The following is a 26,359-nucleotide window of genomic DNA, read 5'->3' as shown; positions in this document are numbered from 1 at the left end:
ACGGCAAGGCAATAGAGCCGGGCCTCGAGCGACTACCAGGTGGCGGATTCGTAGATCCGCCGGACCACGTCCTCGATGTCCGGCTCTTCTATGGAGAGGTCACGTACCACGGCACGATCCGACACCGCCGCGAGAAGTTGTGCAGCCGTGGTTTTTTCGGCATCGAAGGCCAGCCGCTGGCGAATCCCGTCGCCTTCGCTCGTCAGGAGCTCGGCGCCGGGCAGATTGTCGAGATCACCGGTCGGCTCGGCCAGGTCGACGGCGAGCACGCGCCGGGCGCCGACCCGGACCGCTAGTCCGTTCACCGATCCGTCGTAGACCAGGCTGCCGCGATCGACGACGAGAACTCGATCGCATAGTCGCTCGATATCGCCCATGTCGTGGGTGGTGAGCAGCAGCGTGGTGCCGCGGTCGGCCCGCTCGGCGCGCAGGAACTCGCGTAGTCGCTGCTTGGAGAGCACATCGAGGCCGATGGTCGGCTCATCGAGGATCACCAGCTCGGGTGAGTGCAGCAGCGCCGCGGCGACCTCGGCCCGCATCCGCTGCCCGAGCGACAACTGTCGCACCGGAGTGTCGAGGGTCTCGGCCATCTCGAGCTGTTCGACCAGTTCATGTGTGCGCTTGCGCGCGACGTCGGGCTCCAGCCGGTGAATGGCGGCCAGAATCGAAAACGATTCGCGCAGGGGCAGATCCCACCAGAGCTGCGAACGCTGTCCGAACACCACCCCGATGCGGGCGGCTAGATCGCGCCGCCGGCGGACGGGTTCCAGGCCACAGGTGCGTACGGTGCCCGCGGTGGGGACCAGAATGCCGGTCAGCATCTTGATAGTGGTCGATTTACCCGCCCCGTTCGCCCCGATATAACCGACCGCGGCGCCGCGGTCGATACGGAAGGTCATCCTGTCGACGGCGGTGAGTATTTCGCGGCGTCTTCGCCAGCGGTGCCCGTTCTTGCGATACAGGATGAATTCGCGTGTCAGCTCCCTGATATCGATGATTGCTTCGGGTAATTCACTGTCCGCCATGGTTATCCGCCGCCTCCCTGGTAGTGCCGAGTACCGATCCGCCACAAGCCGAGCGCGAGCAGCCATACCCATATCGCCGCGAGTGGCGACAGCCATGCCAGCCAGGCCGGCAGCAGCGGCGGTCCAGGCAGGTCGAGCAGGGCGATGGTGGGTAGATAGGCCGTGAACGAAACCGGGATGGCGAATCCGAACAGCAACTTCAGCGGTGTCGGAAACACCGAAGCGGGTTGCATGGCGGCGAACGACCCGCCATAAGTGAAACTGTTGGTCAGTTCGGATCCGTCGATCAGGAAGAACTGTGCGCCCGCGGCGCACACGAACAGGCCGCCGAATACGGCGATCCCACTGGTCAGTGTGGTCGCCAGTAGCGCCAATGTGTCAGGGCCCCAGCAGATATCGTTGCGAATCAGGCCGAGGCCGAGCACGACGATCGCGACCGAGGCGCGGGCGAGGCGGCGCAGCGAAATATCACTGGTGATGAGCTGCAGCAGCAGCGGCTGCGGTCGTAGGTAGTAGGCGTCGATCGTGCCCATCCGGATGAGGACCGGCAGCGAATCCAGGTGGCCGAACAAGACCTGAGCCAGCGCGAAACTCGTATTGCTCAGCCCGAACAAGAGCAGCGCGCCGTCCAGGTCTAGACCGCCGAGCACCCGGACGTTGTGGAAGATGACCCACACCTCGGCAAACTCCACCAGCCCGATCAGGAATGCACTGAATACCTCGCTGGCAAAGGACAACCGGTATGTTTGCTGAGCGCGGATCCGGGACGCGAGCACCGCCGCGTACGGGGTGCACCAGGTGCCGGCGGGCGCGGGCACGAACGGCGGCTCAGCCACCTTGCACCTCCAGCCTGCGGCGCCCGGCCGCGAGCAGCACCCGGCCCACCGCGCCGATCACGAGCACCCAGAACACCTGTGTGGCAACGACCGTCGCCGCGTCCATGCCGGTGACCCGGCCCGAAAGGATGTCGATCGGGGACTGCAGGATCGACGGAAACGGCGTGGCACGCGCAATCGCGCGCAGCCAGTCCGGGAACATGTGCACCGGCACGAACAGCCCGGCCAGGAAGGTGCCGCAAATCTGGTAGAGGACTCGCAGGCCGCGTGTTTCCACTACCCAGAATCCGATCAGCCCGACGGCGAACAGGCACAGGAAAGACAACGCCACCGCAAGGAGCACGCTGAGCAACCCGAGCAGGTAGGGAGCGGGTGTGTTCGGCATGGTCAGTCCGAAGGTGAGCACGCCGACGAGCACACTGGGCACGCCGCGCGGCAGGATGGTGGCCGCCGCCCGGCCGAGATCGGAGGCCAGATAGCTGAATTGGATATCGACTGGTCGCAAGAAGTCGATCGCAATATCGCCATTCTTGACACGGTCGACGAGTTCCAATGGCGGACCCATGAATTGGGTTGCGCCCAGCAGCCCCTGGGACAGCCAGACATAGGCGCCGATCGTGCCCTCGTCGTAACCGCCGAAGCCGTCCGAGGCGCGAACGGCGGCCATCATCACCGCGGCCCGGACGAATCCGAACACACAGTTCGTGAAGAGTCCGGCGAACATCGCGAGTTTGTACTGTGACTGTCGCCGGAAACCTGCTCTAGCGAGGCGAACATACACCATCATCGCTCGCCGAAGGTGCGCTGCTACAGCGAGCCAACCTTCCCCCTCCGCTCTGGCGCGCACAAACAGTCAACTCTAGAGGGGGCGAGCAGACGCGCGGAAGGTCTCCGCGCGATTTTTGGAAAAGTGCTACGAACTCGGTGCACCAGTGTTAGAAACACAGTCACTTCAGATCTGCCGTCGCCACCCGGCGCCAGCTGCTCGTGCACGACAGGAAGGATCGTCGATGACTGTCACCGCTGCGCAGGTCGGTACGGACGGCGACTGCTTGCCGGTCGGTCGAAACAACACCGAGATGACCGTTTTCGAGGAACTCGAGTCGAATGTCCGCGGGTACTGCCGGTCCTGGCCCACGGTGTTCGACACCGCGCGCGGAGCCTGGCTACGCGACGAGAACGGCAAAGACTACCTGGACTTCTTCGCGGGCGCGGGTGCACTGAACTACGGCCACAACAATCCGGTCCTCAAGCGTGCCTTGATCGACTACCTGGCGGGCGACGGGATAACCCACGGGCTTGATATGTCCACGATCGCCAAGCGCCGACTGCTGGAAACCCTGCGCGACACCGTCTTCGCCCCGCGTGGCCTCGACTACAAAGTGCAGTTCCCCGGACCCACCGGCGCCAACGCGGTGGAGGCGGCACTGAAGCTGGCCCGCAAGGTCACCGGCCGGCAAACGATTCTCAACTTCACCAATGCTTTTCACGGAATGTCGCTCGGCGCGTTGTCGGTCACCGGCAATGCCGCCAAACGTGCTGGCGCGGGCGTGCCGCTCGTGCACGTGACACCGATGCCCTACGACGGTTACCTCGACGCGGCCGACGAACTGGCCTGGATGCGCCGCGCCCTCGACGATCCTTGCTCGGGCGTGGACAAGCCCGCCGCGGTGATCGTGGAGACGGTGCAGGGCGAGGGCGGGGTCAATGTGGCACGCGTGGAATGGCTTCGGCAGCTCGCCGAATTGTGTGCGGCGCGCGGCATCATGCTGATCGTCGACGACGTGCAGATGGGTTGCGGCCGAACCGGCCCGTTCTTCTCCTTCGAGGCCGCGGGCATTACCCCCGACATCGTCACCCTCTCGAAATCGATCGGCGGCTACGGCTTGCCGATGGCGCTGGTGCTGTTCAAACCGGAACTCGATCAATGGGCGCCCGGCGAGCACAACGGCACCTTCCGCGGCAACAATCCGGCCTTCGTCACGGCCAGGGTGGCACTGGAGCACTACTGGTCGGACGGCGCCCTGCAGAAAGCTGTGCTGGCCAAGGGAGAGCGCACGGCTCGCGCGCTGGCCGAGCTCGTCGCCCCATTTCCTGGCCTCTCGACCCGCGGCCGCGGCCTGGTGCACGGCGTGGTGTTCGACGACGCGTCACAGGCGGGCAAGGTATGCCAACTGGCTTTCGAGCGCGGCCTGCTCGTCGAAACCTCCGGCTCGGCCGACGAGGTTGTGAAACTCCTGCCGCCGTTGACCATCACCGACGACGAGCTCGAACGCGGATTGGCGCTGATCGCCGGGGCGGTCGAGGTGATCTGCGGCTGACCGGCGTCAGTCGAACGGCGACTTATCGATGGCGCAACCGGTGCGCTCCGGCGGCAGCACGCCCGAGAACAGGTAGTCGCGTTTGACGTGTTCGGCGCAGGTGCTCTGTACATACATGCTGCTGTGGCCCGCGCCCTCGATCACAACCACCTGAGCCTTGTCCAGTTCCGCGGCGCCCGCGTAGGCGCCGCGCAACGGTGTCGCCGGGTCAGATCTGCTGTTGAGCACGAGAATCGGTGCGGCAGTCCGGCGGTTCCACGGGCCCGTGTACCTGTCGGCGTCATGGCCCTGCCAGAACGCGCAGGGGAGCGCGTTGAAGACACCGATGCGCCCGAAGTATCTCACTCGCTGATCCTCCGCGACCGCGGCGCGACTGTAGGCGGCGGGATCGGTCGGGACGATGGAGTCGCTGCACTGGATCGTGTAGAAGGCTTCGGTGCGATTGCTCAGGTAGGTGGCCTGCTGCGCCACCGGCAGCAGGCCGGGGATCGCGGTGCCCGTATCGAACAACCGCTGCAGCAGTACGGCGAGGTCGGGGTAGTCCGACGGCTTGGAAAGCTCGGCGGCCGCGTTGATGACCGCCGCGTAGTTCCATGTCTGACCGTCGACCTTGATGGGTGCCAGCCGCGCTCGTTCCGCGAGCACTGTCCACTTGAGCCTCGGGTCGCCGGAGGAGAAGGCACAGCGCGGCCCGGCGGCCGAACAATCTCGCAGGAATGCGTCGAAGGTCGCGGCGATGCCGCCCGCGACATCCTGCCTGGTGTCCAGCGGAACCGCCGGTCCTTCGCCGCCATGGCCGTTGGTGTTGCCCTCGAAGTCCATCGATCCGTCCAGCACCAGTGCCCGGACTCGGCTCGGGAACATGTTCGAGTAGATCGCGCCGAGCTGGGTGCCGTAGGAAATGCCGTGGTAGGTCAGTTGTGGGTCGCCGACCGCGCGGCGCAGCAGATCCAGATCGCGTGCGGTGTTGGCGGTCGAGGCGTGATCGAGGATCGGGCCCGCCAGCTGCTTGCAGCGATCGGCGAGCTCGGCGGAACTGGCGAAAAACGCGGCCTCGCCGCTCGCATCGGTGGGCAGGTCCGGAAGGGACCCGAGGAACGCCTGTTGTTCGGCGGCATCGGGAAAGCACCTCGCGGCCGCGCTGCGCGCCACCGATCGCGAGTCCCAGGAGACGATGTCGAACCGAGCCCGCAGCTCATCGGAGAACAGCCACGGCCAGCGCGCCCGCTCCCGCAGCCGGTCGACGCCGGACGGGCCAGGTCCGCCGAAGTTGACGAACAGAGTTCCGATCCGCCGGCTCGGATCCGCGGCGGGCAGTTTGATCGTCGCCAGCTCGATCTGTTCGGCGTGCGGCAGGTTGTAGTCCAATGGAACTTGTGCGGAGGCGCACTGGAATCCGTCCTGGCAGTCCGACCATGCCAATGTCGGAGTGGCCGCTGTTTCGGCGAGACGATCGAGGTAGGGGTCCGCTCCGTCGTCCGCCGATGCCACCGCGGGTACGCCGAGCACACTCGCGCCGACGGCAAGCGCCATCAGGGTGGCTCGGACTCGGCGAGACCTGTTGCGCGCCAAGGGTGAATCCAATCGAACGCCTCCTGCGCACAGTCAATCGAGTCGGCTGCATCATTCCAGCCCCTCGATCTCGGCTGTCCCCACGAATGGAAATTCTTGTCCGGGACCGCAATTGTGGCAGTAGTGGCTCCAGCACCTCCGATCGGACTCCGGTCGCAATCCAGGAAGGGCACCTGACCAGGGGAAGGCCTGAAGCTGCTGAAGTTCACGACTGTCTTCGCGCGGCCGCTTCTGGCCGCCACGGACTGCCCAAGATCGCCGACGGTGGCCCATGCTGAGGTGTTGACGTTCGTTCCACAGGGGCTCTCGCCGCCTGCCGGACGGTCGGCCGGCGATGGGCAAGGGTTCGACCGGGCGAGGATTGTTCCGCTGATGTCGAGTACCACCGCATGCCTGTCCGGTTTTCCTGCGCGGAATGGGAGGCCTTCGACGGGGCCGATTCGTGCGAGAGGTGAGGCGGTACTCGTCGAATCTGCCGGTAGTGGGCTGTTCCTCGACCGTTCGGGAAGGGGGAAAGCCTCGTCGACCTACTTCCCGATGCCGTGATGGATCGGTGTCGGGTGGGCAGTACCGAGTACTGATGAGCTCGCCGATCCACGGTGTTGGTCTCGCCTCCGCTGGTTTGCCCGCCCGGGTCCCGGGTACCGCCCACGTATGACGCCAGTCGGTGATCTACGGTGCGCTGGCGCCCTGTCGGGTTTGCCGGATTCGATTCCGGTGGCACCGGGGGCGGCGTGGGGGAGCGGGCAATGATGTCCTTCACCGAATCCGAGTACTGGTTGGGCAGGCTGGTCTTCCAGCGCGGCCTCGGCGTCATCTATCTGATCGCTTACCTGGCGGCCGCGCGGCAATTCCGAGCGCTGATCGGTGAGCGGGGGATGCTGCCGGTGCCGCGGTTCGTGCGTCGCGTGTCATTTCGTCTGGCCCCCAGCATCTTTCAGCTCTACTACTCGGATCGGTTCTTCGCCGCCGTCGCCTGGTTCGGCGTCGTGCTATCGGCCGCGACCGTGGCCGGAGCGCCGGATCTCGTGCCGCTGTGGGCGGCGATGCTGCTGTGGGCGGTGCTGTGGGTGCTGTACCTGTCGATCGTCAATGTGGGGCAGGCGTGGTACGCGTTCGGATGGGAGTCTCTGCTGCTGGAGGCTGGATTCCTCGCGATCTTCCTCGGCAATGATCGGGTGGCGCCGCCGGTGCTCGTGCTGTGGCTGGCGCGGTGGCTGTTGTTCCGGGTGGAGTTCGGCGCGGGGCTGATAAAGCTGCGCGGGGATTCCTGCTGGCGGGATCTGACCTGCCTGTACTACCACCACGAGACCCAGCCGATGCCAGGTCCACTGAGCTGGTTCTTCCACCGTCTGCCCAAGCCGCTGCATCGAGTGGAGGTAGCGGCCAACCACTTCGCCCAACTCGTCGTCCCTTTCGGACTGTTGGCGCCGCAGCCGGTCGCGAGCGTGGCCGCGGCGTTGCTCATCGTCACCCAGCTGTGGCTGGTACTGTCCGGAAACTTCGCCTGGCTGAACTGGGTGACGATACTGCTGGCAGCCACCGCGATCGACGGATCGTCGGCCGCGGCCGTGCTGCCCGTGCCGGACGCGCCGTCATTGCCCGGCGCGCCGGCATGGTTCGCGGGTCTGGTGATCGCGTTCGCCGTCGCGGTGGTGCTCCTGAGCTACTGGCCCGCGCGCAATCTGATTTCCCGGCATCAGCGAATGAACGCGTCCTTCAATCCTTTTCGCCTGGTCAACGCCTACGGGGCCTTCGGCACTATCGGTCGCATTCGCGAGGAGGTGGTGTTCGAGGGCACCGACGACGCGGAGATCACCGAGCGGACGCGGTGGCGGGAGTACGAGTTCAAAGGCAAGCCGGGTGATCCGCGCCGATGGCCGAGGCAATGGGCCCCATACCATTTACGACTGGACTGGCTGATGTGGTTCGCCGCGATCTCGCCCGTGTACGCCCGCGGCTGGCTGTTCGCCTTCGTCGACCGACTGTTGCGAAACGACCCGGCCACACTGCGACTGCTGCGCCGGTGTCCCTTCCCCGACGCCCCGCCGCGGTTCGTGCGAGCGCGGATTTACGTGTACCGCTACACAACCCGCGACGAGTTGCGGCGCGAACGACAATGGTGGCACCGCGAACTGGTCGGCGAGTACCTTCCACCGATGACGACCACGACCACCTGACCGCGGGCGCCACGATCACACGGCCGGGTCGGTCGCAGATGCGGCCCAGCTGCTCCCGGCGCTGTGCTCGCGCTGGTGAACAGCCGGGCCGGGGAGCATCCGCGGCTGTTCGAGCTCTACCTATCGCTGTAGGCCGAGATCGATCCGGCCGACCAGGTCTGTGGCCGCATCCTGTGGCTCGGCATGCGGCACGAGCCACCGAGTGCCGGGAAGACCCTCGGCGTCGACCCTGCCGGCAGGAACTGACACTGCGCAGTGCAGCCCTGGAACGCGGATTATCTTGGTGAGCCGGCGATGATGGTCTGCGCGTACTGCTCCAGCCGGTCGATTTTCGCGGCCAGGGGCTCGACGTCGAGTCCGTGCCGGTAGGAGGGGCGGAACCCGACGATGACATCGGTGACACCCCGATCCTCCAGCCGTTTCACCCCATCGAGGGAGTAGGCATCGGGTGCGACGACGTGGATTTCGAACGGAGACCTCGGATCATCGCGCTCGCTACGCAGTTCATCGATGCGGTCGAGAAGCCGGGCCAACTCCGCATCGTCGCCGCCCGCGTGCATCCACCCGTCGCCGAGCCGCACGGCGCGGCGCAATGCCGCATCGCTGTGCCCGCCGACCAGGATCGGCAGTGGCTCGGTCGGCGCGGGCGTGAGCTTGATCCGCTGGATGTCGTAGAACTCGCCGTGGAACTCGAAGTAGCCGCCCGCGCACAGCCCGCGGATGATCTGCACGCATTCGTCCATCCGCTTGCCGCGGCGTTCGAACGGGACGCCCATGATTGCGAAATCCTCTGGCCACGGACTGATTCCGACGCCGAGCGCGAATCGATTGCCGCTCAGACAAGCTAGCGAACCGGCCTGTTTGGCGACCAGCACCGGCGGCCGGATCGCCAGCTTGAGCACGAACGGCAGCACCCGAAGCGTCGTGGTCGCGGCTGCCAGAGCCGACGACAGCACGAACGCCTCGACGAACGGTTTGTCCTCTAGGAATTCGCGACTCCCGTCGGGGGAGTATGGATAGGTCGAGTCGGACTCGGCCGGATAGGCGATGCTGTCGGCCACACACATGCTGGTGAACCCGGCCGCTTCGGCAGCCCGCGCCAGCGGCACATAATGCGCCGGATCGGTCATCGACTGCGCGTAGGTGAATCTCATGCGCCGGTGTTCTTCTGTACCGCAGCGGGATTCGTCGCAACGAACGGGCCGCGGACCGGATATCCGCTCACCGACACGGTATCGAGGTTGCGATCGGCCCCGATCCGCGCGACCGACGCCATCATCCGCCCGACCCGATCGGTCCGGCCACGGTGGTGCGCAGCGTCGTACACCACGACTCGGTGGCATCGCTATCGGTACGCCGCAGGACGAAGACCAGTTTCTCCACCTCGCCGAAAGTACGGTGGCGGGCCCCGCCGCGGGAGGGAATTGCCCGGTCACCGGGACCGGTTCGGTGCAGCCGTCCCGCTCAACCGCGGGCGCAGCAAGCGGATTTTCGGTCACGGCTTCAGGGAGTTCTCGGGCAGTGCATTGATGGCGATCGACGATCTGATGCTGGCTTCAGCTGTCGTGTCCGGCGGTTCGGCGCCGATTGGCGCGGTGGGCGAGCGTATCGACGATGCGTTGCCAGGCCGGTGATGCCTCGGAGATCCGGGAAATGACCAGCTTCAGGTTTCCTGGCCGGCTGCCATCTCGTTCGTGTTCGATCTCCCATGCGTCCAGGTCGTCGATGAGCCGGTCCAGGCGTGGATCGTGCGGATCCCAGTCGACTGATTGATCACAGGCGAGATACAGGCGCGTCGTCTCGGGGTCGTCGAAGCCGGCGTTCTTGTCTCGTATCCGCTGCGGCATGGCGCGCGGGTCCAGTGCCTGCATCAGGATCCACGAGTCGCGCTCGAGTCGTACCCTCAGTTCGCTGACCCCGAGACCGCGCATCCGGTTCAGGATGGCGACCACCTCAGGGGGCAGGACAAGTCTTTCGCCGCTGGCCAATTCAGCGATCCGGCGGCGGTAGTCGGTGAGCTGGTCGATCTTGCGCTGCAATTCGGCGTCGATGTCGGTGATGGCCGAAGCGAACTCGGTCGGCTGGGCATGCAGCAGTGCGTCGATACGGGCCAGCGGAACACCGGCATCGGCGAGGGTCCTGATCCGGATGAGATCCACCGCCGCTTGCGCGCTGTAGCGGCGGTAGCCGGAGGCATCGCGCTCGGGCTCGGGCAGCAGGCCGACGTGGTGGTAGTGGCGAACGGTGCGCACGGTCACGCCGGCGGTCGCCGCCAGTTGGCTGATCGTGAGCACCGTCCTCCTCGTCGTCGTGCAACGTGATCGTGCCGAGTCTAGGGGCGCGCCGCCCAGTCGACGACGTCGCGGATCGCCTGGACCACGGCATCGGGGCGGTCGAAGCAGAGCCGGTGGTGGAGGGTGTCGGAGAGGATGCGTTGTTCCCCGTGCGAGACCGCGCTCACCAGGGCCGCGTCCATTCTCCTCTTGCTGTCATGCATCTCTTGCAGCGTCCGCTCCGACGTCAGCGCCTGCTGGGCGGGGTCGATGCCCACCACGGTGAGAGCGACCACCGGGACATCAGGAATGTTCGGCCCGGCCCGCAGTTCGGTCGCGACTTCGGCCAACTTGGTGCGCTCGGCGATGCCGACGTGGATCCATGCGTCGCTGCCCTTGGCATCGATCAGCGGTTGCCGCACGTGCTCCGGGTAGTCCGCGAGCAACTCGGCGCCCAGCGCGCGCTGGGCCAGGCTCATCTGTTCGAGCTGCTCCAGATTCGGTGCCATCTGCTCGGCGACGGCCAGACTCGCGCTGGGCGGCATGAAGTCGTCCCAGTCGCGGTGGAGAGCGTCCAACCAGACCAGTCCCGCCACGTCCTGCGGGAACAACTGCGCGAACCGATGCGCGTAGAAGCCGCCGAGCGAGTGCGCCGCGAGAACGTAGGGGCCGGCGATGTTCTGGGCGCGCAGCAACTCGCGCAGTTCCGTGGCGACCGCGGCGGCGGAGCGCGGCAACGGGAGTGAATCGCTGTAGCCAGTGCCGCCGCGGTCGTACACCACAGCGGTGGTGAACTGCGAAACCTCTTGCTGGACCCCGAAATAGTCCAGACCGACCGCGCTCGCGCCCGGCAGGAACACGACGGCCGGTCCGCCGCTACCCGACCGATGCACGAAAATGCGGCGGCCGTCGACTTCCTGGAACCCTCCGACCGGCGCAGCGAGCCGATCCGAGGAAGTGATGTTGTTCGTCATGCGACAAGGCTCCAACCCTGACGCAGGGTCAGGGTCAACCCTTCCGTCGTAGTACCCGAACGTTTGCAGCTGTTCAACGCGTTGCCGTGAGGCTGATCGGACGTTGCCGATTTCCGCGTGCAGGATCGAGCCGCTACGGGTAGGGAGCTACAGCTGATCTCCGAGCCGGGCTCGTTGGTGGGCGTCGCGGGCGCGTTCGGCGGCGACGGATGCGCCGTACCGGTCGAGCATCTGGCGAGACCGCCAGCCCGCCAGCATCCGCCCTCGCATACCGCGAGCAACTTTCGCAACATTTCGACGGCCGGGACCGGGATCGGCTTGTCGGGAAGGAGCGGCGGGGCGAGTTTGCCGAATGGATCCGTCAGCGGGATCTCTTCGGCGGCAAGGTACCTGCAGAACTGTTGGAGACTCCGATACTGCCGGTGCGCGAACTCCGGGGTGATGGGTTTGCCGGTGCGCCGGTTCGGGCGAGCCAGTGTGTCCTCGATGTAGGCGCCGATGTTCGCCCCGGTGAGCTGGGCCGATGTCGTCGGGAGGCCGCGGGTGGCGAGAAAAGCCTTGGAATAGCGCACATTCCGCGAGTAGGTGTCGATAGTGCCCGTGGACTTGTTGGTCTGGCGCAGCCGACCGACGAAGTCGTCCAGCGGCTCCTCTAGTTCGTCGAGATCGCTCCCCATCCTCGGAGCCTGCTCGCCGAAGTTCCTAGGTGTTTGACCGTTCCGCTTATGGGGTATACCCGCTGTGGCCTGCTATGTTCGCAGGTCACAGCGGGTTTTGCGCCCCCGGCAGGAATCGAACCTGCGACCTAGGGATTAGAAGGCCCTTGCTCTATCCAACTGAGCTACGGAGGCAGTGGCATCCACCATGGCCGACATTGGCCGCGCTGTCCAGCGCAGCAAGTATAGCGACTGTCCAGATTGCTAGGTTCTTAGCATTAGCAACATTTCAGTCACCTCAGTCGAGACGAACGGCGAGTACCAGCATTCCGGCCATGATCAGCTCCAAGATCAGGAAGAACCAGACCGGGTAGAAGGCGGAGGGGCGTTCCACGAAGGCCGACCACACCCGGCCGAACGCCATACCGCCGAGCGCGGCCGCCACGGCGAGGCACGCTCCGTATCTCAGGTCACCGACATCGGCGGCGGCGAGCCCGAGGACCGCGGCGATCGCGATGCCGAAGCCGCCGTAAACGGCGCGCACCTCGGCACGAGCGTCGGGGCGATCGGCGAGCAGGCCGAGTGGATCGACCAGCTGGCTGGGCCGCAACAGCCCGTAAATTCCCATGCCGGCGAAGAACAACGCCACCACGGCAATCAACACGATCGACATCGCACCTCCGGGTCCGCGGCCCACAGTATCGGCCCAAACCCCACCGGGCTACGCATTACCGACCGAACTACGCTCAGTTGTATGTCGTCAGCGCAGGACCCGCCAGCAGAACTCGACGTCGAGACGGGTGAGTCGCGTTCCTGGTCGGCCTTCGCGACGGTGACCGCACTGGCCGGCGCGACGGCGGCGGTGGTCGCCGCACTGGTGGTCGGACTGTCCGCGGCGCAGGCGCTGAGCCTGCTGGGCATTCCCGATCCCGGCCCGCTGACCACCTACGGTCTGCCCGCGATCCGCGCGCTCGCCGACCTGTCCGCGGCGTTGACCGTCGGCTCGCTGCTTTTCGCGGCATTCCTGGTACCGCCGCAGGCCAACGGGTTGCTGGATGTGGGCGGGTATCGCGCGGTGCGGCGTGCGTCGAATTTCGCCGTCGCCTGGGCCTGCTGCGCGGCGCTGCTGATCCCGTTGACCGTATCGGACACGACCGGTCAACCGGTCGCCGATGTCTGGCGGCCCGAACAGCTGTGGCGAGCGATCGGGCAGATCGACCTGGCCGAGGCCTGGCGAACCACAGTGGTATTCGCGCTGGTCGTCGCGGTCGGCTGCCGCATCGCCCTGCGCTGGGGCTGGACTCCGGTGCTATTCGGCGGCGCGATCCTGACCATGATGCCCTTGGCGCTGACCGGGCATTCATCCTCCGGCGGTGCGCACGATCTCGCCACCAACAGCCTGATCTTGCACCTGGTTTCCGCCGCGGTGTGGGTCGGCGGACTGTTCGCGGTGGTCGCGCACGCCATGCGTGGCGGCGCGCACACCGATGTCGCCGCCCGGCGATTCTCGATGACCGCCACAATCGCGTTCGTCGTGATCGGGCTCAGCGGTGTGATCAACTCGTGGGTCCGGGTGCCGAGCTGGGACGAACTGTTCACCACCACCTATGGCAGGCTCGTGCTTGCCAAGGTCGCCGCGCTGGTCGCACTGGGTGCGATCGGCTATCTGCAGCGCCGTGCGTCGCTGCCTGCGCTCACGGCGAACCCCCGTGACCGCGCGGCGCTGATCCGGTTCGGTGGGGTAGAGGCATTGGTGTTCGCCGCGACCATGGGACTGGCCGTCGGCCTCGGCCGCACACCGCCGCCCGCGCCGACATCGGTACCGACACCCGCCGAAGTGGAGCTCGGCTACAACCTCACCGGGCCGCCGACAGCCGCGCGGTTGCTGTTCGACTGGCGCTTCGACCTGATGTTCGGCACGCTGGCCATCGTGCTCGCGGTGTTGTACCTGCTCGGGGTGCGACGGCTGCGCGCCCGGGGCGATTCCTGGCCGATCGGTCGAACCCTTGCCTGGATATCCGGGTGCGTGGTGCTGTTGTTCGCCACGTCCTCCGGCGTCGGGCGTTATTCGCCCGCCGTGTTCAGCGTGCACATGGGCCAGCACATGGCGTTGTCGATGCTGGCGCCCATTCTGTTCGCGCTCGGCGGCGCGGTCACGCTGGCGTTGCGCGCACTGCCGCCGGCCGGGCGCGGTGGCATTCCCGGGCCGCGGGAATGGATCCAGGCCGCCGTGCACAACCCGGTGTCGCGCTTCCTGACCCACCCGATCGTCGCGTCGGTGATCTTCGTCGGTGGTTTCTACGCGCTGTACATGGGCGGCATCTACGACTCGTTCGTCGACTCGCACGCCGCGCACCTGCTGATGAATGCGCACTTCCTGCTCAGCGGCTATCTGTTCTATTGGGTGGTGATCGGCATCGATCCCAAGCCGCGCCAGGTGCAACCGCTGACCAAACTGGGCATGGTGTTCGGTTCGCTGCCCTTCCACGCCTTCTTCGGTATCGCGCTGATGAGCATGACCACCGTCATGGGCGGGTGGTTCTTCCGTAGTCTCGGCCTGGGCTGGAATAACGATTTGCTCGGAGATCAGCGAACCGGCGGTAGCCTGGCATGGGCCAGCGGTGAAGTGCCGTTGGTTGTCGTAATGCTCGCGCTGCTGATCCAGTGGTCGCGCAGCGATGCGAAACTCGCGAAGCGGACCGACCGGGCCGCCGACCGTGATAACGACGCGGACCTCAGCGCGCACAACGCGATGTTCGCCGAGCTGGCAAAACGTGACCGAGAGGTGCGCAAGTGATCGAGCGGGCTTTAGTTGAGCCGCAGCACCGAACGTCTCGGCGGGTATACCGATCGGATGTCCGTGCCGCGCGTAAGCGGTTGGCCGGGCAGACCCGCAAGACGCCGGTCTTCCACACCACAGTCTCGGGTCCGCACGGACCGGTGCCGGTGACATTGAAACTCGAATACCTCCAGCACGGCGGCACCTTCAAGGTGCGGGGCAGTCTCAATGCGCTGCTCGAGTCGGGTGCGGACGTCGAACAGGTGGTCATCGCCTCCGGTGGCAACGCGGGCATCGCCGCCGCGCTGGCCTCGGCACGCCTCGGCAAGACGTGCACCGTGGTCGTGCCGGAATCGGCGCCGCACACCAAGGTGGCCGCGATGTGGGCATACGGCGCCGAAGTGCTGTGGCACGGAACCACATACGCCGAGGCGTACCTCTACGCGACCGATCTGGCCACCGAGCGCGCGGCCTTGCAGTTGCACGCCTACGACCTGCCCGCCGTCGTCGCGGGCGCGGGTGTGGTCGGCCTGGAGCTCGAGGAGCAGGTACGCGGCAGGCCGCCGGTACTCGTCGCGGTCGGCGGCGGCGGACTCGTCGCCGGGATCGCCGCGGCGGTCGGTCGTCGCCAGCAGGTGATCGGCATCGAGCCGGAGGGCATCCCCACATTGCACGCGGCGCTCGTCGCGAACCGGCCGGTGGATATCGAGGTGTCGAGTGTCGCGGCGGATTCCCTCGGCGCCACCAGGATCGGCGATATCGCCCTCGAAGTCGCCCGCCGCCACGAGGTGCGTTCGGTGCTGGTCACCGATGACGCCATCACGACCGCTCGGGAGTATCTGTGGCGGGAGTTCCGGATCGTCGTCGAACTCGCCGGCGCGACCGCGTTGGCCGCGGTGCAGAGCGGCGCTTATGTTCCTGCGGAAGGTGAGCGACCGATAGTGGTGCTGTGTGGGGCGAACACCGATCTGGCGATGCTGTAGAGCTCGGCTGCCGCTCTATCGCGCGGAAACCGGCCGCTCCGAATGGATTTCGGCGGATCTATAGCACGCTCGCGTCGATGACGCGGTTTCCTCGCTCGGCGAGGTCGGGTCGCTGTGTCAGTGCCGAACCGCAGATTCGGCTGACGTCGACACGTGAACCGCTCGATGACGTGCCGGTCGGCAGTCGCGCCCTCGGGATGGTTCGCCCGCTGACCGCGACGAACGGCTCTGGGTACCCGTAGAATCGCTGCGGGCGGAAGTGGCGTCATGCGGCGGCCCGAAACCCCGACTACCTGATCGACCTACTCGGACGAGCCGCTCGATCGAGCTGCCACCGGCTGACCGTGACCCCTACCTCCACCAGCCGCTGCGCGTCGTATCCAGCGAAGGGAGCCCAACATGAGCGAAAGACCTCAGAACTGGCTGTCCATGCCGAGTGTGTCCCGCGATCAGCACAGTGTCGCGTTGCACAGGACTCCGATCGTCGGTTACGGATTCGGGCGATCGGGTGGTATTGAGTCATCGGCCGATACGAATGATCCGACCGCTCGCAATCGAGCGTGGGTGGACGATCCACGAGTCATACATGGCAGAGTAAGCCCGCACCCGGCAGTGGATGCCGATGGTAGTGGTGAGCAGGACGGGCGTAACGCGGCACCGTCAGCACACCAGCATCGTGCGGCCGATTCGCTGGTGTCGTCTCCCGGAGGAAATGGCCACGGCCACGAGCGAGTCCCCGCCGTGACTCCATGGTCGCCGCAGCCAGTGGTGGTAGCCGAAATTACCCCGGTGGATGACATTGAGGCGATGCCCGAGGCGCAGGCGATTGCGAATGTCCGCAGATACATGCTCAGCCGCAATTCCGACCCGAGTAAATGCGCACCGGGAACACTGGTGGCCGAACGATTGAGCGTGGGCTGGATCGTGCGCGCAGCTGCCATCGGGCGTCAGCGCGACGGTGAGCGCATCTACTGCATTGCCGACGATGGAGAGCTCGAAGAAACGTCATCCTCTGCCGAACCGTCCGCGTATATCAAATCGTTCGAACAGCGGTTCAGGCAACGTCGCGCCATGTTCGGATAGGTGATCGAGCTACCGAAACGGTTACACCACAGGGGATCTCGGCGATCTCGCCGTCGCTGCGCCGGGCCGGGACAGCGCGGTCGATGTCGGTGCGACTCGTCCACGGCAGCGGTTCTCGACGCGGCGAGCCGGCGTATCTGTCCCGCGCGCAGTCCGCTGTGGATGTCCGGCGCGCGGGCTTCTGCCGACAACGCTGGAAATGGTTGTTGTCCACATACGGGAAAGTTGTCCACAGCTTCGGAATTCGGGGGTCCTCTCGGGCCCCGGATCGGTCAGGCTGGAGGTGCACTCCTGGTGGGGGAGGCAGCGACCGAGGCGGATGGCCGAGGGGCGAAACACGAATGAAGGGGCGGGACCATGTACGAGGCGATGGCAACGGTGATCGGCAATGTGGTCACCCATCCGGTCAAGCGGGATCTGACGAACGGGGAGCAGGTGGTCACTTTCCGGATGGCCAGCAATTCCCGCAGGCTCGACCCCGCGACCGGGGAGTGGGTCGACAGCGGAACGCTGTACCTGACCATCAGCTGCTGGCGCAGGCTGGTGGCCGGGGTCGATGCATCGATACGTCGCGGTGATCCGATCATCGTCTACGGCCAGCTGCGGTCGCACGAATACCGGACCAAGGACGGCGTCGAACGGCGCGACCTCGAAATGCGGGCCAGTGTGCTGGGCCCCGACCTGTCGCGCTGCACCGCACAGCCCCTCCGCCGGACCGAAGCGGGACGTTCATTCGGTCCGAGTAATCTAGGGCGCAATACCTGTGACCGATCGAGCGCAGAAGACCGTGCACGGGTCGACGGCGAGGGGCTGGGGGAGGGCACGCCGCCCATGCCTGCTGTACCAGCCCGGATCACCGAATCCGCGTCGGCAGACGCCTGACCGTACGGCTGGTTTGCGCTCGGCGGCAGTGGTAGCTCTGCTTCGTTCCACCAAACCTCACACCGATAGGCTTGTGTATATGGCTGAGTTCATTTACCAAATGAAGAAAGTTCGTAAGGCGCACGGCGACAAGGTCGTGCTCGACGACGTCAACTTGAACTTCCTTCCAGGCGCCAAGATCGGCGTCGTCGGCCCCAATGGCGCCGGTAAATCCAGCGTGCTGAAGATCATGGCCGCACTGGACCAGCCGAACAACGGCGACGCCTTTCTCGCGCCCGGCGCCACGGTCGGCATCTTGCAGCAGGAGCCGCCGCTGAACGAAGAGAAGACCGTGCGCGGCAATGTCGAGGAGGGCCTCGGCGAGGTCAAGGTGAAGCTGGATCGCTTCAACGAGATCGCCGAGCTCATGGCCACCGACTACTCCGACGAGCTCATGGACGAGATGGGCAAGCTCCAGGAGTACCTGGATCATGCTGATGCGTGGGATGTCGACTCGCAGCTCGAGCAGGCCATGGACGCGCTGCGCTGCCCGCCGCCGGACGAGTCGGTCACCAACCTCTCCGGTGGTGAGCGCCGCCGCGTCGCGCTGTGCAAGCTGCTGCTGAGCAAGCCGGATTTGCTGCTGCTCGACGAGCCGACCAACCATCTCGACGCCGAGAGCGTGCTCTGGCTGGAGCAGCACCTGGCCGCGTACGCGGGCGCCGTGCTCGCCGTCACCCACGACCGGTACTTCCTCGACAACGTCGCCGAGTGGATCCTCGAGCTCGACCGTGGTCGCGCCTACCCCTATGAGGGCAACTACTCCACCTACCTGGAGAAGAAGGCCCAGCGGCTCGAAGTCCAGGGCAAGAAGGACCAGAAGCTGCAGAAGCGGCTCAAGGACGAGCTGGCCTGGGTGCGCTCGGGCGCCAAGGCCCGCCAGGCCAAGAACAAGGCCCGCCTCGGCCGGTACGAGGAAATGGCGGCGGAGGCCGACAAGCACAGGAAATTGGACTTCGAGGAGATCCAGATCCCGGCCGGTCCGCGCCTGGGCAGTGTGGTGGTCGAGGTCACGAACCTGGACAAGGGCTTCGGCGATCGCCAGCTCATCAAGGACCTGTCGTTCACGTTGCCGCGCAACGGAATTGTCGGCGTCATCGGACCGAACGGTGTCGGTAAGACCACGCTGTTCAAGACCATCGTCGGGCTGGAGGATCCGGACAGCGGCATCGTCCGAGTCGGCGAGACGGTCAAGCTGAGCTACGTCGACCAGAACCGGGCGGGCATCGACCCGAAGAAGAACGTCTGGCAGGTCGTTTCCGAGGGCCTCGACTTCATCCAGGTCGGCAACCAGGAAATGCCGTCGCGCGCCTACGTCAGCGCGTTCGGATTCAAGGGTCCCGATCAGCAGAAGCCCGCCGGCGTGCTCTCCGGCGGTGAACGCAACCGGTTGAACCTGGCGCTCACCCTCAAGCAGGGCGGCAACCTGATCCTGCTCGACGAGCCGACCAACGACCTCGATGTGGAAACCCTGAGCTCGCTGGAGAATGCGCTCGAGCAGTTCCCCGGCTGCGCCGTGGTCATTTCCCACGACCGCTGGTTCCTCGACCGCACGTGCACCCACATCCTGGCGTGGGAGGGCGACAACGACAACGACGCCAAGTGGTTCTGGTTCGAGGGCAACTTCGAGGCGTACGAGGCCAACAAGATCGAACGCCTCGGCCTGGAAGCGGCCCGCCCGCATCGGGTCACCCACCGCAAGCTCACCCGCGACTGAGCGGAGGCTCGACAGGCCGCACTCGCGGGTGCGGCCTGTCGAGGCGGTCGAGCAGACTGGCGAGTAACTGCCGACTCTGCCGAAGGAAATACGGACAGCCCCGCCGGATCGGACCAGTTGCCGAAGGAAATACGGTCGGCCCGCGCCACGGATCGGATCTGGCTAGGGTGGGATCTGTGCATGCGAAGGCGCAGTCCGAGGACTGGGTAGGTCTTATCGCCGACGCGGCAACATAACTTCGTCGGTCCGATCGGTTGCCGTGCCGGGATCGTCGACTTCGGCAATCAAGCAGCGAACTCGCGTTCGCGGTGAACACCCTGGGTTCGAAAGGGAATTCACCCCTATGTTCGCGACTCGCAGCTACTCTCGGACCGGCGTCACTTTGGTGCGGAACCGAATCCGAGGGAGTTGGCGAAAAATGACGGTCTCGTCCGAATTGTCCAGTGCGGCGTGGGCCGCGAGTTTGCCGCAGGCGTTGCGCGGCGACCTCGGGCCACTCGAGGAGGCGTATTTCCGCCACGTCGACGCGGGCGATGTGGACTGCGCGATCACCGGTATCACCCAGATCTTCCGACGGCACACGGAGCTGGCGATGACCCGCCCGGCCGGTCGGGCGCTGGTTCGGGTGTATCACCCGGACGACGCATCCGGGCTCGGCGCCGCGGTGCAGCTGGTCACCGACGATATGCCGCTGCTGGTGGAGTCGATCACCTCGTCACTGAGCCGGATGGGGGTCAGCGTCAGCGAGGTGATCCACCCGATCTTCGAGGTCGAGCGCGACGCGGACGGCCGACTGCTCAGGGCGGTGCCGCACGAGGTCGACAGCAACGGCAATACCGGGCTGCAGGAATCATGGATGCACATCCAGCTGCACCCCTCGACCAGCCGGGCGCTGCTCGACCGGATCGAGGGGGCGATGCCGGACGTGATCGCCGACGTGCGTCAGGTGACCGGTGACACCGAAGCCATCCGCGACGTGCAGAGCACGCTGGCCGACGAGCTGGAACTCGCGGCCAAGGCCGGCACGGCGCCCTTCTCCGGCACCGACCTGGTGGACTGCGCGAACCTGTTGCGCTGGTTGGCCAGTGGCAATTTCACCGTTCTCGGCTATGCCCGCTACCGGCAGACCACCACGGAGGGCCAGACCCTGTCGGCCGCGCTGCCCGGCACCTGCCTCGGCGTGCTGCGTCCCGATGTCGGCACCGATTTCCGGGTGCCCGTCAACGCGGGCGAGCGGCCACTGCTGATGTTGACCCAGGGCTTGGTGCCCGCGACGGTGCATCGGTCGGTGTACCCGTACTTCGTCGGCGTCGCGGACTTCGACGAGGCGGGAACCATCATCGGTGAGCATCTGTTCATCGGTGTCTTCACTGTGACGGCGGTGCACGAGAACGTCCTGGACATTCCGGTCATCGAGCGCAGGGTGCGTTCGGTCATCGAGGAGAGCGGATTCGATCTGGAATCCTTCTCCGGGCAGGCGATGCTCGAGGTCATCCAGTCGTTCCCGCGTACCGAGCTGTTCTCCTCGAATGCCGAGACGATGCGCAGGACCGCGACCGCGGTGCTCAATGTCGGCCTGCGCAGACAGGTTCGGCTGTTCCTGCGCTCCGACGGTTACGGCCGGTTCGTCGCCTGCCTGGTCTATCTGCCGCGGGACCGCTACACCACGCGGGTGCGGTTGGAGATGCAGGAAATCCTGGTGCGGGAACTGGGCGGCGTCTCCATCGACTATTCGGCGCGGGTCAGTGAAAGCGAGCTGGCCAGCGTTTATTTCACGGTGCGGATGCCGGAGGCCGAGTTCGGTGTGCCGCGCACCTCGGAGGCGGTCGCCGACACCTCCGAGGACAACCGGCTGCGCATCCAGAAACTGCTCGCCGAGGCGAGCCGGACCTGGGACGACCATCTCAACGACGAGGTGAGCACCTCGACGGTGCTCGATCCCGGTGTGGTCCAGCGCTATGCCGAGGCGTTCCCCGAGGGATACAAGCAAGACTTCACACCGGACCGTGCGCTGTTCGACGTCGTCCGGCTGGAGCGGCTCACCGAAGGCTCCATCGACCAGAACCTGTATCGCCGTGCGCATTCGGATCCGGGTTCCTGGCGGTTCACGCTGTACATCGGCGGCACCGGGGTATCGCTGAGTCAGGTGCTTCCGGTGTTGCAGAGCCTCGGCGTCGAGGTGGTCGACGAGCGGCCGTACCAGGTTCAGCTCGACGCACCGGCCGGCGGCGATCAGGCCGTCGAACGCTGGATCTACGACTTCGGCCTTGTCGCAAGGCCCGAGCTGTTGCGCAGCTCCCTGGATCGGGACCTGGACGCGGAACTGCTGGAGTCCTCGGCCCGTGTCGCCGCCTTGGCGTCGGAGGTGCGTGGCCTGCGCGAGCGGTTCACCGAGGCCTTCGAAGCCGTCTGGTACGACCGCGCCGAAGCGGACGCGCTCAATGAACTCGTGTTGCGCGCCCGGCTGCCGTGGCGTGCGGTGTCGATTCTGCGCATGTACTCGAAGTACTTGCAGCAGGCGGATTTTCCGTACAGTCAGGCGAATATCGCCAGGGTGTTGCTCACCTATCCGGACATCGCGCGGCTGTTCGTCGACCTGTTCGCGGCCCGGTTCGATCCGGACACCGAGACGTCGCTGCATGTCGGCGACCTGGAGACACAGGTGCGCGGCCGCATCGACGAGGTCGTCAGTCTCGACGCCGACCGCATCCTGCGCGCCATCCTCTCGCTGATCAAGGCGACACTGCGGACCAACTACTACGTGACCGACGCCGAGGGCACACCGCGGTCGTACATATCGGTGAAGGTCGAGCCGCGCGAGATCGCCGAATTGCCCAAGCCCAAGCCGCAATTCGAGATCTTCGTGTACTCGCCGCGGGTCGAGGGCGTGCACTTGCGCTTCGGGCCGGTGGCGCGCGGCGGGTTGCGCTGGTCGGACCGTCTGGAGGATTTCCGCACCGAGATCCTCGGTCTGGTGAAGGCGCAGGCGGTGAAGAACGCCGTCATCGTCCCGGTCGGGGCCAAGGGCGGTTTCGTGGTCAAGCAGCCGCCCGCCGCCACCGGTGATCCCGGCGTGGATCGGCAGGCGCTCAGCGCCGAGGGCGTCGACTGCTACCGCACCTTCATCTCCGGCCTGCTCGATGTCACCGACAACGTGGATCTCGCGACCGGCGCTGTGCTGCCGCCCGAACGGGTGATCCGACGCGACGGCGACGACACCTATCTGGTGGTCGCCGCGGACAAGGGCACCGCGACGTTCTCCGACATCGCCAACGACGTCGCACAGCGCTACGGTTTCTGGCTCGGTGACGCCTTCGCCTCCGGCGGTTCCGCGGGTTACGACCACAAGGCGATGGGCATCACCGCCAAGGGCGCGTGGGAGAGCGTGAAGCGCCACTTCCAAGAGATGGACATCGACACCCAGACTCAGGACTTCACTGTGGTCGGCGTCGGCGATATGAGCGGCGACGTGTTCGGCAACGGCATGTTGCTCTCCGAACACATTCGCCTGGTCGCGGCGTTCGACCACCGGCACATCTTCCTGGACCCGAACCCGGACGCGGCCCGCTCCTTCGTCGAGCGGCAGCGGATGTTCGAGCTGCCCCGCTCGTCCTGGGCCGACTACGACACCTCGCTCATCAGCGAGGGCGGTGGCGTGTGGGACCGCACGGTGAAGTCCGTTCCGATCAGCCCGCAGGCTCGCAGGGCGCTCGGCTTGGCCGATGGGGTGGAAGCGCTGTCACCGCCGGAACTGGTGCGCGCGATCCTGCTCGCACCGGTCGGGCTGCTGTGGAACGGCGGCATCGGCACCTATATCAAGGCGAGCACCGAAACCAACGCCGAGGTCGGCGACAAGTCCAACGATCCGGTGCGGGTGAATGGAAACCAGTTGCGGGTCGAGGTGATCGGCGAGGGCGGCAATCTCGGCGCGACCGCGCTCGGCCGGATCGAGTTCTGCCGCAACGGCGGCAAGATGAACACCGACGCCCTGGACAACTCGGCGGGTGTGGACTGCTCCGACCACGAGGTCAACATCAAAGTACTGCTCGACGGCGTGGTCAGCGCGGGCCAGTTGGTCGAGGCCGAGCGCAATCCGCTGCTCGCCTCGATGACCGACGAGGTCGCGCAGATGGTGTTGCAGGACAACGTGTCTCAGAACTACCTGATGGGCATCTCGCGGGCCGAGGCCCCGCGCATGATGAATGTGCACCATCGGCTCATCGAAGACCTGCACGAGCGCCGTGGCCTCGACCGCGAGTTGGAGGCGCTGCCCTCGGGCGCCGAGATCACGCACAGGATGGAAGAGGGTTCCGGCCTTGCTTCGCCCGAGCTCGCCAATCTCATGGCGCACGTGAAGCTTTCGCTCAAGGCCGATCTGCTCGACACCGACCTGCCCGACAGCACCTATTTCGCGGCCCGGCTGCCCGACTACTTCCCCACGCCGCTGCGCGGCCGGTTCGGGACCGCGATCAAGAAGCACCGGCTGCGGCGCGAGATCGTCACCACGGTGGTGGTGAACGAGATGGTCGACTACGGCGGCATCACCTATGCGCATCGGCTGAACGAGGAGATCGGCGCGACCACCACCGACGCGGTGCGCGCGTTCGCGGCGACCACCCAGATCTTCGACCTGCACGACGTATGGCGGCGAATCCGCGACACCGACGCCTCGGTCTCGGTCCGTGACGAACTGGAGCTGGAAACCAAGCGCATCCTCGACCGTGCCTCCCGCTGGCTGCTGAGCAACCGGCCGCAGCCGATCGCGGTCGGTGCGGAGGTCAATAGGTACAGCAGGGGCGTGCGAGAGCTTGCGCCGCAGGTCCCCGGCTGGCTGCGCGGTCACCACGTCGCGACGCTGACCGATCAGTCGGCGGAAGTGATCGCCCGAGGCGCGCCGACCGATCTGGCCACCGAGATCTTCGGCCTGCTGAATCTTTTCCCGCTGCTGGATGTGTTGGATATCGCAGACATCACCGATCGTGGCGGCGACGAGGTCGGTTCGCTGTACTACGCGCTGAACGAACATCTGAAGATCGACTGGCTGCTGCAGGCCGTCAGCCACCTGGAACGCGGCGATCGCTGGCATGCGCTCGCCCGGCTCGCACTGCGTGACGACATGTACGGCTCGCTGCGCTCGCTGACCCTCGACGTGCTCTCCGGCGGTGACCCGGAAGAGACCGCCGACGAGAAGATTGCATACTGGGAGTCGAAGAACCAGTCTCGGCTCGGGCGTGCCCGTGCCGCACTGTCGGAATTGTTCGAGTCCGGAACCCACGATCTCGCCACGCTGTCGGTTGCAGCGCGGCAAGTGCGAAGCATGGTGAGCGGGGTGGGCGCCCAATCGGAGGTACCACGTTGACGAGTTCGTTGAACGGTCGCGGGCAGGCGCACGGCGGCAGTATCGTGCTGCCGAAGCGCTTCCACGCCAAGGTAGACGTCAGGTGGTCGGATATGGACGTGTTCCAGCACGTCAACCACGCCCGGATGGTGACGTTGCTGGAAGAGGCGCGGATCCCGTGGCTGTTCGAGGACGGCCGTCCGACCGCGCCGCTGCGAGAGGGCTGCGTGCTGGCCGACCTGCGGGTGCGCTACCGCGGCCAGCTGCGCCACGAGGACACCCCGCTCGATATCGCCATGTGGATCGAGCAGCTGCGTGCGGTCGACTTCACCATCGGCTACGAGGTGCGCGCGGCAGCTGCCGCGCCCGATTCGCCGCCCGCGGTGATCGCCTCGACGCAGATCGCCGCGTTCGACATCCAGCAGCAGCGCCTGCGCCGGATCACCGACACCGAGCGCGACTATCTCGCCGAGTGGATGGAGTGAAAGGTCGCGCACTCGGTGACAGCCGCGTGGTGACAACAGCGTGATGTCCGGGCAACGTGTGCTGGAGGTTTCCGATCCAGCCGAGCGAGAGAACCTCGCAACTTTTCTCACCAGGGCTGTGCGCCTGGACCCCGCGGCGGTGGTGCGATTGCGCCGTCGCGGGGATCGTTTCGTGTCCGGCTGGGTAGCAACGGGTTTCGAAGCGCTGGCCGTACGGACCGTGGTCGCCGAGCTCGGTGTCGCCGATGCCACCGTCGGCGCCGATCTGGTGCTTGCGGGCTTGGCCACCGGAAGTCCGATCGACCTGGGCTACTCGATGGACTCGGCCTGGCGCGGCGCCCTGCCGCCCACCGACGGTTTCGTCCACATCGACGATGTGCCCGCCCGTACTCTGGTCGAACTCGCCGAGCAAGGCGCGCGATTGGCCAAGGAGCACGGCAGCGGCCACGGGCCGCCCGCCTCGCTGCTCGACCAGACGGTGCTGACCGTCTCTGCCGCGGACACGCAGGTGGAGGTGCCGATGCGAGTCGTGTTCGCTCTCACCGCAATGGATTTCATCCCACACTCCGGTGACAAGGCCGACTCTCGTCGCATCCTGCCCACCGAAATCGTCCGCGTGCGCGCCACCAAAACGTGGTTGCGCATCGATGCCCGCTACGGCTCGGTCGCCCGCCGCATGGGCGGCGCCATTCCGCTCACCCCGAGCTGACTCGTCTCAGCTGACGCCCACCAAGCGCAGAAGGGCGGTCGTGCCCGCCGCCGCGAGGATGACCACGAGCATCGGTTGGTTGCGCCAGGCCAGCAGGCCGCCGACGAGAACTCCTGTGGGCAGGGCCGACCCGAGGTGGCCGGATCCGACGGGCAGGGTGGTGACCGCCACCAGCGCGGTGAGCAGGACAACCGCGCCTGTATCCAGCAATGCCGTTGCCCGGGCGGGGAATCGGATCCGGGTTCGCAACGCGGGCCCGGCCCACCGGAACGCGTAGGTTCCCGCCGCGAGCACGAGTGCGGCGGCGAGCAATAACGGCGACATCATGAGCACATCCGCCTATCGAGCTGCGCGCTGTCGAAAGCTGATGCTGTCGAACAGGTTCGGGTCGGACGCGAGTGCCGAGGACGCACTCATTCGATGCTCGGTTCCGGCGCGGGGGGGGGGGGGCCCCCCCCCCCCGGGGGGCCGCCCCCCCGCCAGGGGGGGCCGCCCCCCCCCCCCCCC

At 66.3% G+C, this 26,359-nt stretch carries 20 protein-coding genes and 1 tRNA gene; 10 read left to right on the top strand and 11 right to left on the bottom strand.

Annotation, left to right across the window (positions count from 1 at the left end):
• Positions 1–32: 32 nt before the first annotated feature.
• From ACFU4Z_RS15390 to ACFU4Z_RS15380, 3 genes are read right to left on the bottom strand one after another with little or no spacing between them, the layout of a single operon-like run.
• Positions 33–1,025 (bottom strand): ATP-binding cassette domain-containing protein, encoded by a 993-nt coding sequence (locus tag ACFU4Z_RS15390; RefSeq protein WP_379063196.1) that lies wholly within the window; start codon positions 1,023–1,025, stop codon positions 33–35.
• Between the two features lie 2 nt (positions 1,026–1,027).
• Positions 1,028–1,861 (bottom strand): ABC transporter permease, encoded by an 834-nt coding sequence (locus tag ACFU4Z_RS15385; protein ID WP_379063194.1) that lies wholly within the window; start codon positions 1,859–1,861, stop codon positions 1,028–1,030.
• A complete protein-coding gene (locus tag ACFU4Z_RS15380; protein WP_379063192.1) occupies positions 1,854–2,585 on the bottom strand; it encodes an ABC transporter permease in 732 nt (243 codons plus the stop codon). Before ACFU4Z_RS15380 ends, ACFU4Z_RS15385 begins: the two co-directional genes overlap by 8 nt.
• A 355-nt stretch (positions 2,586–2,940) precedes the next feature.
• On the opposite strand from ACFU4Z_RS15380, the gene ectB reads away from it, so the two are divergent.
• Positions 2,941–4,182 carry a diaminobutyrate--2-oxoglutarate transaminase gene (gene ectB / locus ACFU4Z_RS15375; protein WP_379063490.1) on the top strand — a complete coding sequence of 414 codons (1,242 nt, stop codon included), beginning with the start codon at positions 2,941–2,943 and terminating at the stop codon, positions 4,180–4,182.
• A 6-nt stretch (positions 4,183–4,188) separates the two neighbouring features.
• Here ectB and ACFU4Z_RS15370 read toward each other — a convergent pair whose 3' ends face one another.
• Positions 4,189–5,766: an alpha/beta fold hydrolase gene (locus tag ACFU4Z_RS15370; RefSeq protein WP_379063190.1), complete on the bottom strand. Its 1,578-nt coding sequence runs from the start codon at positions 5,764–5,766 to the stop codon at positions 4,189–4,191.
• Positions 5,767–6,503: 737 nt separating this feature from the next.
• On the opposite strand from ACFU4Z_RS15370, the gene ACFU4Z_RS15365 reads away from it, so the two are divergent.
• Positions 6,504–7,934, top strand: coding sequence for a lipase maturation factor family protein (locus ACFU4Z_RS15365; RefSeq protein WP_379063188.1), 1,431 nt, complete (start codon positions 6,504–6,506; stop codon positions 7,932–7,934).
• Positions 7,935–8,209: 275 nt separating this feature from the next.
• Here ACFU4Z_RS15365 and ACFU4Z_RS15360 read toward each other — a convergent pair whose 3' ends face one another.
• The 6 genes from ACFU4Z_RS15360 to ACFU4Z_RS15335 all read right to left on the bottom strand — a co-directional run bounded on the left by ACFU4Z_RS15360 (position 8,210) and on the right by ACFU4Z_RS15335 (position 12,510).
• Entirely contained in the window at positions 8,210–9,088 is an 879-nt protein-coding gene (locus tag ACFU4Z_RS15360) for a TIGR03619 family F420-dependent LLM class oxidoreductase (RefSeq protein ID WP_379063186.1), read from the bottom strand.
• A gap of 402 nt (positions 9,089–9,490) precedes the next feature.
• Positions 9,491–10,228 (bottom strand): MerR family transcriptional regulator, encoded by a 738-nt coding sequence (locus ACFU4Z_RS15355; protein WP_379063184.1) that lies wholly within the window; start codon positions 10,226–10,228, stop codon positions 9,491–9,493.
• 38 nt (positions 10,229–10,266) lie between these two features.
• Entirely contained in the window at positions 10,267–11,181 is a 915-nt protein-coding gene (locus ACFU4Z_RS15350) for an alpha/beta fold hydrolase (RefSeq protein ID WP_379063182.1), read from the bottom strand.
• The gene (locus ACFU4Z_RS15345) at positions 11,178–11,858 is read right to left on the bottom strand and encodes a hypothetical protein (protein WP_379063180.1); all 681 of its coding nucleotides are present in this window, start codon (positions 11,856–11,858) and stop codon (positions 11,178–11,180) included. The genes ACFU4Z_RS15350 and ACFU4Z_RS15345 overlap by 4 nt, the downstream gene beginning before the upstream one ends.
• Before the next feature lie 100 nt (positions 11,859–11,958).
• Positions 11,959–12,032, bottom strand: a tRNA-Arg gene (locus tag ACFU4Z_RS15340).
• Positions 12,033–12,135: 103 nt separating this feature from the next.
• A complete protein-coding gene (locus ACFU4Z_RS15335; RefSeq protein WP_379063178.1) occupies positions 12,136–12,510 on the bottom strand; it encodes a DUF4345 family protein in 375 nt (124 codons plus the stop codon).
• An 81-nt stretch (positions 12,511–12,591) separates the two neighbouring features.
• Here ACFU4Z_RS15335 and ACFU4Z_RS15330 point away from each other — a divergent pair, with 81 nt between their 5' ends.
• The 8 genes from ACFU4Z_RS15330 (at position 12,592) to ACFU4Z_RS15295 (ending at position 25,852) form a co-directional block, all read left to right on the top strand.
• Positions 12,592–14,634: a cytochrome c oxidase assembly protein gene (locus ACFU4Z_RS15330; RefSeq protein WP_379063176.1), complete on the top strand. Its 2,043-nt coding sequence runs from the start codon at positions 12,592–12,594 to the stop codon at positions 14,632–14,634.
• On the top strand, positions 14,631–15,599 hold the full coding sequence (locus ACFU4Z_RS15325) for a threonine/serine dehydratase (RefSeq protein ID WP_379063174.1): 969 nt from the start codon (positions 14,631–14,633) through the stop codon (positions 15,597–15,599). The genes ACFU4Z_RS15330 and ACFU4Z_RS15325 overlap by 4 nt, the downstream gene beginning before the upstream one ends.
• A 399-nt stretch (positions 15,600–15,998) precedes the next feature.
• Complete coding sequence (locus ACFU4Z_RS15320; RefSeq protein ID WP_379063172.1) at positions 15,999–16,682, top strand: hypothetical protein; 684 nt, start codon at positions 15,999–16,001, stop codon at positions 16,680–16,682.
• Between the two features lie 357 nt (positions 16,683–17,039).
• Entirely contained in the window at positions 17,040–17,564 is a 525-nt protein-coding gene (locus ACFU4Z_RS15315) for a single-stranded DNA-binding protein (protein ID WP_379063169.1), read from the top strand.
• Positions 17,565–17,643: 79 nt separating this feature from the next.
• Entirely contained in the window at positions 17,644–19,320 is a 1,677-nt protein-coding gene (ettA, locus tag ACFU4Z_RS15310) for an energy-dependent translational throttle protein EttA (RefSeq protein ID WP_379063167.1), read from the top strand.
• A 418-nt stretch (positions 19,321–19,738) separates the two neighbouring features.
• On the top strand, positions 19,739–24,679 hold the full coding sequence (locus ACFU4Z_RS15305; RefSeq protein ID WP_379063165.1) for an NAD-glutamate dehydrogenase: 4,941 nt from the start codon (positions 19,739–19,741) through the stop codon (positions 24,677–24,679).
• 8 nt (positions 24,680–24,687) lie between these two features.
• Positions 24,688–25,143 carry an acyl-CoA thioesterase gene (locus tag ACFU4Z_RS15300; protein ID WP_379063488.1) on the top strand — a complete coding sequence of 152 codons (456 nt, stop codon included), beginning with the start codon at positions 24,688–24,690 and terminating at the stop codon, positions 25,141–25,143.
• 43 nt (positions 25,144–25,186) lie between these two features.
• Positions 25,187–25,852, top strand: a complete 666-nt coding sequence (locus ACFU4Z_RS15295; protein ID WP_379063163.1) for a hypothetical protein — start codon at positions 25,187–25,189, stop codon at positions 25,850–25,852.
• 6 nt (positions 25,853–25,858) lie between these two features.
• On the opposite strand, the gene ACFU4Z_RS15290 is transcribed toward ACFU4Z_RS15295, so the two are convergent.
• Positions 25,859–26,179 (bottom strand): AzlD domain-containing protein, encoded by a 321-nt coding sequence (locus ACFU4Z_RS15290; protein ID WP_379063161.1) that lies wholly within the window; start codon positions 26,177–26,179, stop codon positions 25,859–25,861.
• Positions 26,180–26,359 lie beyond the last annotated feature (180 nt).

It is taken from the genome of Nocardia sp. NPDC057440, assembly GCF_042802915.1.
Taxonomy (GTDB): Bacteria; Actinomycetota; Actinomycetes; order Mycobacteriales; family Mycobacteriaceae; genus Nocardia.
This window is presented reverse-complemented; position numbering and strand designations above follow the sequence as displayed.

What these genes read in the sequence shown, in the direction of transcription:
- ectB (WP_379063490.1), top strand. Translation starts at nt 2,941, where the DNA reads ATGACCGTTTTCGAGGAACTCGAGTCGAATGTCCGCGGGTACTGCCGG.
- ettA (WP_379063167.1), top strand. Translation starts at nt 17,644, where the DNA reads ATGGCTGAGTTCATTTACCAAATGAAGAAAGTTCGTAAGGCGCACGGC.
- ACFU4Z_RS15350 (WP_379063182.1), bottom strand. Translation starts at nt 11,181, where the DNA reads ATGACGAACAACATCACTTCCTCGGATCGGCTCGCTGCGCCGGTCGGA.
- ACFU4Z_RS15345 (WP_379063180.1), bottom strand. Translation starts at nt 11,858, where the DNA reads ATGGGGAGCGATCTCGACGAACTAGAGGAGCCGCTGGACGACTTCGTC.
- ACFU4Z_RS15360 (WP_379063186.1), bottom strand. Translation starts at nt 9,088, where the DNA reads ATGAGATTCACCTACGCGCAGTCGATGACCGATCCGGCGCATTATGTG.
- ACFU4Z_RS15365 (WP_379063188.1), top strand. Translation starts at nt 6,504, where the DNA reads ATGATGTCCTTCACCGAATCCGAGTACTGGTTGGGCAGGCTGGTCTTC.
- ACFU4Z_RS15335 (WP_379063178.1), bottom strand. Translation starts at nt 12,510, where the DNA reads ATGTCGATCGTGTTGATTGCCGTGGTGGCGTTGTTCTTCGCCGGCATG.
- ACFU4Z_RS15295 (WP_379063163.1), top strand. Translation starts at nt 25,187, where the DNA reads ATGTCCGGGCAACGTGTGCTGGAGGTTTCCGATCCAGCCGAGCGAGAG.
- ACFU4Z_RS15290 (WP_379063161.1), bottom strand. Translation starts at nt 26,179, where the DNA reads ATGATGTCGCCGTTATTGCTCGCCGCCGCACTCGTGCTCGCGGCGGGA.
- ACFU4Z_RS15320 (WP_379063172.1), top strand. Translation starts at nt 15,999, where the DNA reads ATGAGCGAAAGACCTCAGAACTGGCTGTCCATGCCGAGTGTGTCCCGC.
- ACFU4Z_RS15380 (WP_379063192.1), bottom strand. Translation starts at nt 2,585, where the DNA reads ATGTTCGCCGGACTCTTCACGAACTGTGTGTTCGGATTCGTCCGGGCC.
- ACFU4Z_RS15305 (WP_379063165.1), top strand. Translation starts at nt 19,739, where the DNA reads ATGACGGTCTCGTCCGAATTGTCCAGTGCGGCGTGGGCCGCGAGTTTG.
- ACFU4Z_RS15390 (WP_379063196.1), bottom strand. Translation starts at nt 1,025, where the DNA reads ATGGCGGACAGTGAATTACCCGAAGCAATCATCGATATCAGGGAGCTG.
- ACFU4Z_RS15315 (WP_379063169.1), top strand. Translation starts at nt 17,040, where the DNA reads ATGTACGAGGCGATGGCAACGGTGATCGGCAATGTGGTCACCCATCCG.
- ACFU4Z_RS15330 (WP_379063176.1), top strand. Translation starts at nt 12,592, where the DNA reads ATGTCGTCAGCGCAGGACCCGCCAGCAGAACTCGACGTCGAGACGGGT.